The organism is Burkholderia lata, assembly GCF_902499025.1.
Lineage (GTDB): Bacteria > Pseudomonadota > Gammaproteobacteria > Burkholderiales > Burkholderiaceae > Burkholderia > Burkholderia lata_C.
In genome coordinates, this window is sequence record NZ_CABVPW010000019.1 from 62,588 (window position 1) to 75,329 (window position 12,742).

Annotated in this window: 12 protein-coding genes and 1 pseudogene; 9 read left to right on the plus strand and 4 right to left on the minus strand. The window is 64.3% G+C overall.

The features are described from left to right. Positions 1 to 204: 204 nt before the first annotated feature. The 7 genes and pseudogenes from BDI24065_RS20145 to BDI24065_RS20175 all read left to right on the plus strand — a co-directional run. A pseudogene (locus BDI24065_RS20145) lies at positions 205 to 636 on the plus strand (flavin reductase); the annotation flags it as partial. A 179-nt stretch (positions 637 to 815) separates the two neighbouring features. Then, a complete protein-coding gene (locus tag BDI24065_RS20150) occupies positions 816 to 1,847 on the plus strand; it encodes an ABC transporter substrate-binding protein (protein WP_175032749.1) in 1,032 nt (343 codons plus the stop codon). Between the two features lie 96 nt (positions 1,848 to 1,943). After that, complete coding sequence (locus tag BDI24065_RS20155) at positions 1,944 to 2,828, plus strand: ABC transporter permease (protein ID WP_175032750.1); 885 nt, start codon at positions 1,944 to 1,946, stop codon at positions 2,826 to 2,828. 1 nt (position 2,829) lies between these two features. Further along, positions 2,830 to 3,627 carry an ABC transporter permease gene (locus tag BDI24065_RS20160; protein WP_175032751.1) on the plus strand — a complete coding sequence of 266 codons (798 nt, stop codon included), beginning with the start codon at positions 2,830 to 2,832 and terminating at the stop codon, positions 3,625 to 3,627. 16 nt (positions 3,628 to 3,643) lie between these two features. Next, positions 3,644 to 4,750, plus strand: coding sequence for an ABC transporter ATP-binding protein (locus BDI24065_RS20165; protein ID WP_175032752.1), 1,107 nt, complete (start codon positions 3,644 to 3,646; stop codon positions 4,748 to 4,750). A gap of 14 nt (positions 4,751 to 4,764) precedes the next feature. Further along, positions 4,765 to 5,472, plus strand: coding sequence for a GntR family transcriptional regulator (locus BDI24065_RS20170; protein WP_175032753.1), 708 nt, complete (start codon positions 4,765 to 4,767; stop codon positions 5,470 to 5,472). Positions 5,473 to 5,650: 178 nt separating this feature from the next. Then, positions 5,651 to 7,114, plus strand: a complete 1,464-nt coding sequence (locus BDI24065_RS20175; RefSeq protein ID WP_175032754.1) for an NAD-dependent succinate-semialdehyde dehydrogenase — start codon at positions 5,651 to 5,653, stop codon at positions 7,112 to 7,114. 84 nt (positions 7,115 to 7,198) lie between these two features. Here the strand turns inward: BDI24065_RS20175 and BDI24065_RS20180 are convergent, their stop codons facing one another. Then, complete coding sequence (locus BDI24065_RS20180; RefSeq protein ID WP_175032755.1) at positions 7,199 to 7,885, minus strand: HAD family hydrolase; 687 nt, start codon at positions 7,883 to 7,885, stop codon at positions 7,199 to 7,201. A 152-nt stretch (positions 7,886 to 8,037) separates the two neighbouring features. Here BDI24065_RS20180 and BDI24065_RS20185 point away from each other — a divergent pair, with 152 nt between their 5' ends. After that, positions 8,038 to 9,228, plus strand: coding sequence for a WG repeat-containing protein (locus tag BDI24065_RS20185; protein WP_175032756.1), 1,191 nt, complete (start codon positions 8,038 to 8,040; stop codon positions 9,226 to 9,228). 83 nt (positions 9,229 to 9,311) lie between these two features. Here the strand turns inward: BDI24065_RS20185 and BDI24065_RS20190 are convergent, their stop codons facing one another. Further along, positions 9,312 to 9,605 (minus strand): hypothetical protein, encoded by a 294-nt coding sequence (locus BDI24065_RS20190; protein WP_175032757.1) that lies wholly within the window; start codon positions 9,603 to 9,605, stop codon positions 9,312 to 9,314. Between the two features lie 269 nt (positions 9,606 to 9,874). On the opposite strand from BDI24065_RS20190, the gene BDI24065_RS20195 reads away from it, so the two are divergent. Then, positions 9,875 to 10,063, plus strand: a complete 189-nt coding sequence (locus BDI24065_RS20195) for a hypothetical protein (protein WP_175013193.1) — start codon at positions 9,875 to 9,877, stop codon at positions 10,061 to 10,063. 262 nt (positions 10,064 to 10,325) lie between these two features. Here BDI24065_RS20195 and BDI24065_RS20200 read toward each other — a convergent pair whose 3' ends face one another. After that, positions 10,326 to 11,696, minus strand: coding sequence for an MFS transporter (locus tag BDI24065_RS20200; protein WP_175032829.1), 1,371 nt, complete (start codon positions 11,694 to 11,696; stop codon positions 10,326 to 10,328). A gap of 362 nt (positions 11,697 to 12,058) precedes the next feature. Next, positions 12,059 to 12,670, minus strand: a complete 612-nt coding sequence (locus BDI24065_RS20205) for a TetR/AcrR family transcriptional regulator (protein ID WP_175032758.1) — start codon at positions 12,668 to 12,670, stop codon at positions 12,059 to 12,061. Positions 12,671 to 12,742: the final 72 nt, after the last annotated feature.

Consider the following 12,742-nt stretch of genomic DNA (forward strand, 5'->3'; position numbering starts at 1 on the left):
TTTGTTTTGTCCGCTGTTTTATCTGCTGATTCGACTCATGGTATTCCATAATACTGTGCACATTGTTGTGGGCCATAAGATGGCATACCATAATCTCATCAGGTAACGCAGCGATCACGGGAGAACGCCATGGCTGAGTCGATGACCGGACAAATCGCGGAACACGCATTCGACACGCCGGGATTGCGTCGTGCGCTCGGCGCGCGCGCCCACGTGGGCGCGATCCTGGAACATCGCGACGGGCTCGTGCTCGTCGACACCGCGCAAGGTCTGCGGTTGCCGGCCGGCATCAAGCTCGAACCGGCCAGCGACCCGGCGAGCCTGCGCGGCGTGCTCGCGAAGCTCGGGCTCAACGCGCATCTCGACTTCCTGTTCGCGGTGTTCGAGGCGAGCGACGAGCGGCAGCCGGGCGTACACGTCTATTACCGCGGCCGCGTGATTCACACCGGTTCCCCGTGGTTCGACGACAGCATCCGCATCGTCCCGCTCTGGCAGATTCCGTGGCACGACATCACCGACGCCGCCGTGCGCTCGATGCTCGAACGCTATGTGCGGGAACGCAGGCAGGACGCGTACGGCATCTATGTCGGCGATGCGGAAGCAGGCACGGTGCAGACCCTCGCGCTTGCACATTGAGGACACCTGCCTGAACCCGAAAGCCGATGCGCAGCCTGCACCGGCGCCATCGCGGCGAAGCGATGCAAAACAAGATCATGAAGCCGGCGCGATCTGCGTCGCCGGCCCGAATACGCGTGTTCGGATGGCTGCCGCCCCGGTGGTCGCGATGCGCAACCGTTTCCCCCTGGAGAGAGACCATGAGCAGCAGAAGCCTTTCACGTTTCGCCCCGATGGCCATGCTATGCGCGGCGACGCTGGCCGCGGCGCCGGCACTGGCCGCGGAGCCGATCGTGTTCACGAGCTGGGGCGGCACGACGCAATCGTCGCAGCAGAAGGATTGGGCGCAGCCGTTCACGCAGGCGAGCGGCATCAGCGTGCTGATGGACGGGCCGACCGACTACGGCAAGCTCAAGGCGATGGTCGACAGCGGCAACGTGAACTGGGACGTGGTGGACGTGGAGGGCGACTTCGCGTACGCGGCCGCGCAGGCCGGCCTCGTCGAGCCGATCGATTACTCGGTGGTGAAGAAGGACGAGCTCGACCCGCGCTTCTCGACGACCCACGCGGTGGGGAGCTTCTACTACTCGTTCGTGCTGGGCTTCAACAAGTCGAGCTTCAAGGGCGCGCAACCGCAGTCGTGGGCCGACCTGTTCGATACGAAGAAATTTCCTGGCAAGCGGACGCTCTACAAGTGGTCCGCGCCCGGCGTGCTCGAAATCGCACTGCTGGCCGACGGCGTGCCGGCGAACAAGCTCTATCCGCTCGACCTCGATCGGGCCTTCAAGAAACTCGACACGATCAAGAGCAACATCGTGTGGTGGAGCGGCGGCGCGCAGTCGCAACAGCTGCTCGCATCGGGCGAGGCGCCGATGGGCATGTTCTGGAACGGGCGCCTGCATGCCCTTGCACAGACCGGCGTGCCGGTCGGTATTTCATGGAACCAGAACCTGACGGCCGCCGACATGCTCGTGATTCCGAAGGGCGCGAAGCACAAGGCCGAAGCGATGAAGTTCCTGGCGGCGGCCACCAGCGCCCAGGCGCAGGCGAAGTTCGCGGCGGATACGGGTTACGCACCGATCAACGTGAAGTCGGCGGCGATGATGCCCGCCGCGGTAGCGAAGACATTGCCGGATCAGTACAAGGACTCGCAGATCAACCTGGACATGAAGTACTGGGCCGACCATCGCGATGCGATTGCGAAGCGCTGGTATGCGTGGCAATCGAAGTAGCACGACCCGACGTCAACGCGATTGACGCAGGCATGCCCCGACCCGGCCGCGATGCTGGCGGTGCATGACTGAAACAGGAGAGATGCAGGAGACACCATGCCCAATGTTCTGAGTACCGTCGCTCATCCGCCGGCGAAGGCCGCGCGCCGGCGGCCCGACTGGCGCAACATCCGCTTGCTGATCCCGGCGATGTTGCTGCTCGCGATTTTCTTCCTGCTGCCGGTGCTGTCGCTGCTGTTGCGCAGCGTGCTCGAGCCGGCGCCCGGCTTGCAGAACTACGTGCAGTTGCTCGGTTCGACCACGTACCTGCGCGTGTTCGGGAACACGTTCCTGGTTGCGACCGTCGTGACGGTGGTGACCGTCGCGATCGGCTTTCCGACCGCGTGGCTGCTCGCCATCGCGCCGAAGAAGCTGAGTTCGGTGCTGTTCTCGATCCTGCTGCTGTCGATGTGGACCAACCTGCTGGCGCGGACGTTTGCGTGGATGGTCCTGCTGCAGGCGACCGGGCCGATCAACCGGGTGCTGATGGCGCTCGGCATCGTCAGCGAGCCGCTGGCGCTGGTGAACAACCTGGTCGGCGTGACGATCGGCATGACCTACATCATGCTGCCGTTCCTCGTGATGCCGCTGCACGCGACGCTGCGCAGCATCGACCCGTCCACGCTGCGCGCCGCCGCAGTCTGCGGCGCGAGCCGCTGGCAGGCGTTCTGGCGCATCCTCGTTCCGCTCGCGATGCCCGGCATTGCGTCGGGCGCGTTGATGGTGTTCGTGATGGCGCTCGGCTATTTCGTGACACCGGCGCTGCTGGGCGGCGCGCAATACATGATGCTGGCCGAACTGATCGCGCAGCTCGTCCAACAGTTGCTGAACTGGGGGCTCGCCGGCGCCGCGGCACTGGTGCTGCTCGCGGTGACGCTTTCGCTCTATGCGCTTCAGCTGCGCTTCACGGGCGCTGCGCGCACCGGTATGGGAGGTCGCTGACATGTTGCTCGATTTCGACCGTCTGGGTGCAGTGCGCTGGCTGTTGCTGTCGGTCGGCGGCGCGGTCGCCCTGTTTCTTCTGCTCCCGATCCTGTTCATCGTCGCGCTGTCGTTCGGCGATTCGCAGTGGCTGATCTTCCCGCCGCCGGGCTGGACGCTGGACTGGTACCGCCAGTTGTTCACCGACGCGGGCTGGCTCGATTCGCTGATGACGAGTGCCAAGCTCGCCGTCATCGTGACCGTGCTGTCGGTACTGATCGGCTTTCTCGCATCGCTGGCGCTGGTGCGCGGCAAGTTCCGCGGCCGCGCCGCCGTGCAGGCGTTCTTCCTCACGCCGATGGTGCTGCCGGTGGTCGTGCTGGCCGTGGCGCTCTATGCGTTCGTCCTGCGCGTCGGCCTGGACGGCACGATGACGGGCTTCGTGATCGGCCACCTGATCATCGCGTTGCCGTTCTCGATCATTTCGATCAGCAACTCGCTCGCGAGCTTCGACACCGCACTCGAGGATGCCGCGCTGATCTGCGGCGCGTCGCCGCTCGAAGTCAAGCTGCGCGTCACGATACCGGCGATCCGGCTGGGTTTGTTCGCGGCCGCGATCTTCTCGTTCCTCGCGTCGTGGGACGAAGTGGTGGTGTCGATCTTCATGTCGAGCCCGACCTTGCAGACGCTGCCCGTCCGTATCTGGGCGACGCTGCGCCAGGACCTGACGCCTGTCGTCGCGGCAGCGTCGTCGTTGCTGGTCGGCTTGACGACCGTTCTGATGTTGGTGGGCGCGATGCTGCGCCGCCGCGCTCGATAAGTGAGGTGACCGAGCCATGACTTCCGCATTCCTGCAAATCCAGCGCCTGCGCAAGACCTACGACGATGTCGTCGCGATCGACCAGGTGTCGCTCGACGTCCGAAAGGGCGAATTCATGACGTTCCTGGGGCCGTCGGGCTCCGGCAAGAGCACCACGCTTTATATCGTCGCCGGCTTTCAGGAGCCGACCGAGGGCCGGGTGCTGCTCGACGGCAAACCGCTGCTCGCCGTTGCGCCGAACAAGCGCAATATCGGCATGGTGTTCCAGCGCTATACGCTGTTTCCGCATCTGACCGTCGGCCAGAACGTCGCCTTTCCGTTACGGGTGCGCCGCCAGCCGGAATCGGAAATCCGGAAGAAAGTCGACAAGATGCTGGAGCTCGTCCATCTGTCGGAATTCCGTGACCGCATGCCGGCCCAGTTGTCCGGCGGGCAGCAGCAACGCGTGGCGATTGCGCGCGCGCTTGCCTACGATCCGCCGGTGCTGCTGATGGACGAGCCGCTCTCCGCGCTCGACAAGAAGCTGCGCGAAGAAATCCAGCTCGAACTGCGCCGCATTCACCAGGAAACCGGCGTCACCATTCTCTACGTGACGCACGACCAGGAGGAGGCGCTGCGACTGTCGGATCGAATTGCCGTGTTCAACAAGGGCTGCATCGAGCAATGCGGGACGGGCGAGGAACTCTATGCGAACCCGGCTTCGCGCTTTGTCGCGAACTTCATCGGCAACTCCAATTTTCTTCCGGTGCGCGTCACGTCGGGCGGCGCCGCACAATCGAGCGCGGTGTTCCCGAGCGGCCACGCGGTGGCGACCGCGGGTAATGCGTCCGTCGCCGTCGGCGGGGACGGCACGCTGATGGTGCGTCCCGAGCAGATACGCATCCGCGCGGCCAATACGGTCGATCCGGTCGATGCGGCGCGCGGCACGGCCGGCTTGCCGGTGACCGTGCGCGACATCACGTATCTCGGCGACGCGATGCACTATTCGGTCACGACGCCGTGGGAGCAGGAGATCTCCGTCCGGATGCCGGCGGGCGATCACCGGGACAGCGGCATCGTCGTCGGCACCCACGCGCTGGTGGACTGGGACGCACGCGACGTGCGCCTGTTTGCGCAGGCATGAACCGGTAGCCGGCGATGCACGAATCGTTTCCATCCCTGAAGGTCGAGCGCCGTACGACCACGCTGCGGGAACTCGTCCTCGAGAAAATGCGCACGGCCATTCTCGACGCGCGCTTCCTGCCGGGCGACCGGCTCGTCGAGCGGACGTTGTGCGAAGAACTGGGCGTGAGTCGTACCGTCGTCCGCGAGGTGTTGCGCCATCTGGAAGCGGAAGGGCTGGTCGATACGGTGCCCAACCAGGGCCCGATCGTCGCCGTGCTCGATCTCGACCGGGCAGCCGAGATCTACGAGATTCGGAGCTTGCTGGAGGGCGAGGCCGCTTCGGCATGTGCGCGGCTGGCGGACGAACGCACGATTGCGGAACTGGAAGCGCTGATCGATCGCATCCGGGATGCATTCGAAAGCCGGGATTACCGCAGCGTCCGGATGCTCACGACGTCCTTTTACGAGCGCATGTTTCTCGCGGGGAAAAAGCAGGTGGCGTGGGAAATCGTGCAGTCCCTGATGGCGCGGATCAACCGCCTGCGAGCGATGACGATTTCGTCGGACGATCGCGGGCACCAGGCGGTCCAGGAGATGCGCCTGATCGCGGCGGCGATACGGGCCGGAAACGCCGCGGCGGCGAGCGAGGCGGCGATCGCGCACGTCAGCCGGGTCGCCGAAATTGCCCGGACGCTGTTGGCGGAAGGGCACGGGAGCGCCGGCGGGAAGCACGACGAATGATCGCGCCGGCGCGTCGATCGGACGGGTTGACGCGGAAGCGCTTTTTCAGGCTCAAGTCCGTTCTGAACGGGTTGCAATGCTTGACCCGGCGTCGGAGCGTCATGGCAGTCGACATGCCGCTCCGACGCCGGATTTCATATTGGGTCACCCAATACATTTCTCTGCGAGTCGAGGAACGATGATGGAATTTGGAAGCGCGTTGAAGGATCCGGCGCTGTTTCGGCAACAGGCCTACGTGAACGGCGAATGGCAGGCCGCAGCAAGCGGCGAAACCTTCGAAGTCCGGGACCCGTCAACCGGAGACCTTGTCGGCACGGTGCCGTTGATGGGCACGGCCGAGACGCGTCACGCGATCGAAGCCGCGAACGCCGCCTGGCCGGCCTGGCGCAAGAAGACCGCGAAGGAACGTGCGGTCGTCCTGCGCAAGTGGCACGACCTGATGATGGAAAACGCCGACGACCTCGCGTTGATCCTGACGACCGAGCAGGGCAAGTCGCTGGCCGAGGCGAAGGGCGAGATCGGCTATGCCGCGTCGTTCCTCGAATGGTTCGCGGAAGAAGGCAAGCGCGTGTACGGCGACACGATCCCGACACCGGCGAGCGACAAGCGCATCGTCGTGACGAAGGAAGCGATCGGCGTATGTGCGGCGATCACGCCGTGGAACTTCCCGGCGGCGATGATCACGCGCAAGGTCGGCCCGGCACTCGCCGCCGGCTGCCCGATCGTCGTGAAGCCGGCCGAGGCGACGCCGTTCTCCGCACTCGCGATGGCCGTGCTGGCCGAACGCGCGGGCGTGCCGGCCGGCGTGTTCAGCGTCGTCACGGGCGACCCGAAGGCGATCGGCGGCGAGCTGACGTCGAACCCGATCGTGCGCAAGCTGTCGTTCACCGGCTCGACGCCGGTCGGCCGCCTGCTGATGTCGCAGTGCGCGGCGACGGTCAAGAAAGTGTCGCTGGAGCTCGGCGGCAACGCACCGTTCATCGTGTTCGACGACGCCGATCTCGACGCGGCCGTGCAGGGCGCGATCGCGTCGAAGTACCGCAACAGCGGCCAGACCTGCGTATGCACGAACCGCTTCTACGTGCATGAAGCCGTGTACGACTCGTTCGCGCAAAAGCTCGCGGCAGCCGTTGGCCAGTTGAAGGTCGGCCGCGGCACGGAGCCGGGCGTCACGCAAGGCCCGCTGATCAACGAAGCGGCGGTGCTGAAGGTCGAGGCGCACATCGAGGACGCGCTCGCGAAGGGTGCGACCGTCGTGACGGGCGGCAAGCGCCACGCGCTCGGCCACGGCTTCTTCGAGCCGACCGTGCTGACGGGCGTCACGCCGGCGATGAAGGTCGCGAAGGAAGAGACGTTCGGGCCGCTCGCGCCGCTGTTCAAGTTCGGCAGCGACGACGAAGTGATCCGTCTCGCGAACGACACCGAGTTCGGCCTGGCCGCGTACTTCTACAGCCGCGACATCGGCCGCGTATGGAAGGTGGCGGAAGCGCTCGAATACGGGATGGTCGGCGTGAACACGGGCCTGATCTCGAACGAAGTCGCACCGTTCGGCGGCGTGAAGCAGTCCGGCATGGGGCGGGAAGGTTCGCACTACGGTATCGACGACTACGTCGTCATCAAATACCTGTGCCTGGCGGTTTGATCCGGTCAATCGCAACTGCGGTGCCGGAGTCATCCGGCACGCAGTCGGAGCGCACCAGGGCGCCCCGCGTGACCGTCATGTTGCTCAGCCGGCCGTTTCAAGCCCAAGCCGTTCGGCAAGCCGGTCATCGTCGAAATCCCGAACGACAACCGCTCCGCGCGTGGTCAAAACGTTCGCCTTCGGCGCTGTACCGATACCGATGAATTCGAGGCCCAGATGATCGGCGACTTCGAGATCCCAAAGCCCGTCTCCGACGGAAACAATCCGGCAAGCAGATTCGACGCCATGGTATTGCCGGGCACGCTCGACGGCCGCGGCGACAAGATCCGTCCGTGACGGGTACTCCGACGCCGTCACCAGCAGGGGGGCGTCGAACGGAATCCCCACGGCCTGCAGTTTCCGTTCGCTGACGCGCCGTACGCCGCCCGTCGCAAAGACGATTCCCCAGCCCGCAGCCCTCGCCTCCCGCACGAACCTGCCGGCACCGGGGATTTCCTGAAGTGCCTGACGGGAAAGCGCATCCACGAAATGACGGTCGATGTCCTGCTCGAAAGCAGCGACAGCCGATGCGTTCATCGGGCTCCAGCCATTGGACGACAGTGCGTGCGCGAGGATGCCCGTGTCGGTGTGATGCGGATAGCGCCCCCAGTCAGTGTCGAGGGCAGGCAGGTTCAACGCCAGCAGCGCCGCCAGGAACGCAGACTGATGCATGGCGACCGAATCCGTCAGCGTGCCGTCGATATCCAAAACAAGTATGTGTTCGGTTTTCATTGAATGACATCGCGAAAGGGACGGCGTGCAGGTTTTCCAGAACCGACCGGCCGGTTCGATCGGTGGGCCGGCAAGCCGCTATCATAGGCACCCGGGATGCCGAATGCCAACGCTTCACTCATCAATAACAAGGAACTCCGATGGCGCATCGCATGTACATGTTCAATCTGCAAGACGTCGGCCCGGCCGACACGCCATGCCTGAACATGGTCGAGTGGAACTACGACTTCCCGACGGTGTTGAGTCCGCTGCTCGCGTCGGCGCCATTTCTTGCACGCAATCGTTGCAACGATACCGGCGACGACGACGGGATTTATGCCGAAGCGGAAGGCGGCAAGGCACGGATGGCCAGGCTGTACGCGTTCCTGGAACGCCATGCCGACCACCTGATCGACGATCTCGACGCATTCCGGGACGCAAAGCGACGGATGTTCGCATTCCTCGAGAATCGGGCGGTGCATCGCTACTTTCACCTGAACGGATGGGATGTGTTCAATCTGTCGGTGGACCCGCACGTCGATCAGGCCCGGATGCTACTGGCCCGCATCGAGCGCGACAGCGCGCGGATCGAGCACGCGATCGAGGCCGACGATCCCGCGGTACTCGACCAGTGCGAGGGCCTGGCGGAAGAAGATGTCACCAGCTTTCGCGAACTCATCAACCAGGACCACTACGACTACGGGTGGGAACCGTTGACGTCGATTTACTACGAGCAGGTCGAAGTGTTCGAGCAAGACGGGAAGCTGGGCGTGATGGCCGTCACGGGCGAGGTGCTGGCGCCGCCGCACTATGACGAGGTCGGCTTCGACGTATGGATGGACGCCGCGGTCGTCCGGCAAGGCGACCGGTATGGGCATATCGACGGCCAGGGGCAGGAGATTACGCCGCTCCAGTACGAGCGCGTATGGGCGTTCTGGCGCGGCGAATATGCGCGCGTGTTGCGGAACGGCAAGTACGGGGTGGTGGATCGTAATGGCGGGCAGCCCGTCCCGTGTCGATACGCGGAACTGACCGTGTTGCAGCATTCGGGCGCCACGTGCTGGGCCGCCCGCGAACACGAGCGATGGGGGGTGATCGATGCGTCAGGGCAATGGCGCCTGCCGGACGAATACGCATCGATCGAGGACTCGATCGGCAGGATCGTTGCGACTCGTCCCGGCCATGACACGCCCGACATCTTTACCTGCCGCTTCGCGTGGCTCGGAACAATGCCCGACGAGCAGATCCGGGCATATGAGGTCGAGCAGGGGGAGGGCAGCAAGGCGTATCGCTATGAAGTGACGCATGCGGATACCGGTGCGATCACCGTGTTCGACGAAGATGGCGTGCAGGTTCGCACCTGAGTCAACGGATTCGCATCGACTGACGCCGAAGTACGCGAATTCGGGGATGACGATGGCGTGGGTTCGACGGATCGCGCGGCAGATCAGGACCGTACGTCCGCGATCACGCGTCGAACCGCAAACGCCAGCGGATCGACCTCGTGAACGCCAACGGAAAGCGTGGCACCCAACAACGCTACAAGCTCGTCGAGTTGAGTGAAAGCGTACCCAGGATCCGCGGTGACGATGGTCACGTAGGCCATGCCGCGGCGATATCCCGGCTTGACGTCGATGCGTGTGCCACTCGGGAGCCGTTGGCGGAGTGCTTCGCGAACCCGGCCGATATCAATCTCGCCGGGTTCTGCGCGCCGGCCCTTTTGAGGTTTGGCATCCGGCACGAAGATTCTGTCCGATCCCGTGTCGGGCGGCAAGCGGATGGCAAAGGAGCGGGGCCTTGACGAGCGTGCACGGACGCGCAACCTTGGAGCGTGCCCGTGTCGATCACGCATGCTCGCGAGGCAGCGTGAGGACCTTGTTGCAGCCTGCGGGCGCATTGAGGGCAGGGGCTTCGCGTCGCGCACCGCGTCATCGCAGCGACATGTTTCTCGCGTAAATCTATGTCACTTCGCCAGTCGGCGGGGTACCGTTTTCTCAAGGAATACCGACCATGGCGGCAAAACGCCTTCGCATCAACATGATTACCCGTCGCCAGTCGACGTTCGATGGCCGGCATCTCGACACCGAGGCGGCACGCCGCTTCGACGCGCACACGCAGGACGCGACGCCTGCTCATCTGAAAGGCACGCAGGGCGCCGAGGCTGAATGGCAGCCGCGCGTGAAGGTCAGCGAGCGATAACCCGGTTACGCCGGACGAGCCGCTGCGCGGCAGCGGCGATCTCGCCGTCCGGCGGCCCTCCCGATTTCGAACCAGGTGAAGCGCGCCCGCCGGACGGCGAGCGCCGGATCACGAACGTCGCGGCATGCGTATCGTGCCTCGTCGTCGGATGTGTGCCGGACTGGACGGCTCGGTGTTCTGCGTTGCCCGGCGCCGTCTCGCGCCCGGGACGCAACGGGATGGCGGCCTCGGTCGCCATCGCCTGCCTGGGCTGGCCAATTCGTCAAGTCACCGGCGGCGCGTGCCCATGGTCCCCCAACCCGCGAGCGTCGTCGTATTCCCGCGAAATATCCTTGTTCGTATAGTCCCCGAGCTTCGATGCGGCGACCACGCTCAGCACCGCACACACCAGCACGTACACCGCGATCGCATACCCCGAGTGGTAGTAGGCAAACAGGGCCGTCGCGATCAGCGGTGCCGGGCCACCGGCAATGACCGAAGCGAGCTGATAACCCATCGACGCGCCGCTATACCGCAAGCGCCCCGTGAACGACTCGGCAATCAATGCCGCCTGCGGTCCATACATCATGGAATGCGGGATCAGCGACAACACGATGGCCGCGAAGATCCATACCGGATTCCGGCTATCGACCATCGCGAAGTAGACGAACCCGAACACGCCGACGGCAGCCGCACCGATCATGTACATCTTTCGCCGCCCGATCAGATCCGACACGTGCCCGAACAGCGGAATGGTGAAGAACTCGACCACGGATGCGACCAGCACCGCCGACAGCAGCAGTTCGCGCGTGGCGCCCAGCGCGGTGATCCCGTAGGTGAACACGAACGCCGTATAGATATAGAACGGCGCCTGTTCGGCCATCCGCGCAAACGCCGACAGCACGATATCCCTCGGCTGCTTGCGCAGCACTTCGAGCATCGGCGTCTTCTCGATCCGGCGCTCGGCCAGCAGCTTCGCGAAGATCGGTGTTTCGAGAATATTCAGGCGGATATAGAGCCCGATCGCAACCAGCACGATGCTGAGGAAAAACGGCACGCGCCAGCCCCACGCGAGGAAAGCGCTGCCGGAAAACCAGCTCATGGCCAGCACGGCAAGGTTGGCGAGGAACAATCCCGCCGGCACGCCGAACTGCGGCCACGACGCGACGAAACCGCGATGCGAATTGGTGCGCGCCCATTCCATCGACATCAGGACCGAGCCGCCCCATTCGCCACCCACGCCGACGCCCTGGATGAAGCGCAGGACCGTGAGGATCACGGCGCCCCAGATGCCGATCGCGGCGTAGGTCGGAACGAAGGCCACGGCGAACGTGGCGAGCCCCATCAGCAACAGGGTCACGATCAGCGTGGCCTTGCGTCCGATGCGGTCGCCGTAGTGGCCGAAGATCGCCGCGCCGACCGGTCGGGCGACAAAACCGACGGCATAGATCAGGAACGCCTGCAGCGTGCCGACGAGCGGGTGGGATTGCGGGAAATACAGCTTTGCGAAGACCAGGCCGGTGACCGTGCTGTAGAGGAAGAAGTCATACCATTCGATCGTGGTGCCAATCGTGCTGGCGATGACGGCGCGGTGTAGCTGGCGCCGGGCTTCCTCGTCGGAGAGGGGCGTGGCCGCGGATTGCATGGCAGCCATTTTGATATCTCCCGGAAAAAGGGCGATAGAGAAATAAACCATACGCCCCGCGACAGGTTCCGGCAAGTGCGAGCTGCGGATGATTCCCTCGGCACCCGGGGTATTCATTCAGCCATCCTTATATATCATATTATGATATTTCCCCTTCATTCGCCGCGACGCCGACGAGGTTGGCGTGATGTTCGAACTGGACCACGCAGATGCCGGATTGGAATTTCGCGGTACGTGCAACGACCGCACCCGACGCCGTTACGGCTCGCGCCATGCGGCCGTCCGCGCGCAATGTCAAACCGGCAGATCTGCATGCGCAACACGACGCGTGGGCTCAAGAATCCGACGCCTCGCGTGGATTCACTTGAGCGTCATTTCAAGGGGCCGGCGCCTGCGCCATAGCGCAATCCATCGATAAACAGCGCCACCAACCGCCTTGCGTCCGGTGGTTCGGGACATTCGAGCGGACCGCAGAGGGCGCCCACCGCGCACAAGAGTTCGTCCGGCTGGATGCCCGCGCGAATTTCCCCCGAGGCGATCGCCGCGTCGAGGAGATCCTGGACAACGGGGCGAAGACGCTGCAGGAAATACAGCGGCACGGCCTTGAAAGCGGGGTCGCCCGAATTCAGAACAGCCGCGAGACCGCGTCTCTTCGTCACGAACTCGACGTAGTGATCAATCCATTCCGTGAGCGCCTTGCCGGCATCAAGCGTCCCGGCGAGCTCAACGCCAGCGTCCGCACACATATCGACTTCACTGCACAACGCTGCGACGACAAGATCGGAACGCTTCGGAAAGTGCCGATAAATCGTGCCGATGCCGACCCCGGCCTTTTGTGCGATTTCGCGTACCGGCGCGTCCACGCCGGATGTCTCGAACACCTCCATTGCAGTGCGAAGGAGGGTGTCGATATTTCGTTGCGCATCCGCCCGCACGGCGCGCGGTGCGCTTTCCTCCACGATCGTGCCCGTCTTGCTGCTCAATTCACTTCCCCTTGATAAACGGAACAATGTTCCGCATAATCCGTAACCGGAGCGGCGTTCCGCTTGTGATTC

What these genes read in the sequence shown, in the direction of transcription:
- BDI24065_RS20150 (WP_175032749.1), top strand. Translation starts at nt 816, where the DNA reads ATGAGCAGCAGAAGCCTTTCACGTTTCGCCCCGATGGCCATGCTATGC.
- BDI24065_RS20155 (WP_175032750.1), top strand. Translation starts at nt 1,944, where the DNA reads ATGCCCAATGTTCTGAGTACCGTCGCTCATCCGCCGGCGAAGGCCGCG.
- BDI24065_RS20160 (WP_175032751.1), top strand. Translation starts at nt 2,830, where the DNA reads ATGTTGCTCGATTTCGACCGTCTGGGTGCAGTGCGCTGGCTGTTGCTG.
- BDI24065_RS20165 (WP_175032752.1), top strand. Translation starts at nt 3,644, where the DNA reads ATGACTTCCGCATTCCTGCAAATCCAGCGCCTGCGCAAGACCTACGAC.
- BDI24065_RS20170 (WP_175032753.1), top strand. Translation starts at nt 4,765, where the DNA reads ATGCACGAATCGTTTCCATCCCTGAAGGTCGAGCGCCGTACGACCACG.
- BDI24065_RS20175 (WP_175032754.1), top strand. Translation starts at nt 5,651, where the DNA reads ATGATGGAATTTGGAAGCGCGTTGAAGGATCCGGCGCTGTTTCGGCAA.
- BDI24065_RS20180 (WP_175032755.1), bottom strand. Translation starts at nt 7,885, where the DNA reads ATGAAAACCGAACACATACTTGTTTTGGATATCGACGGCACGCTGACG.
- BDI24065_RS20185 (WP_175032756.1), top strand. Translation starts at nt 8,038, where the DNA reads ATGTACATGTTCAATCTGCAAGACGTCGGCCCGGCCGACACGCCATGC.
- BDI24065_RS20195 (WP_175013193.1), top strand. Translation starts at nt 9,875, where the DNA reads ATGGCGGCAAAACGCCTTCGCATCAACATGATTACCCGTCGCCAGTCG.
- BDI24065_RS20200 (WP_175032829.1), bottom strand. Translation starts at nt 11,696, where the DNA reads ATGGCTGCCATGCAATCCGCGGCCACGCCCCTCTCCGACGAGGAAGCC.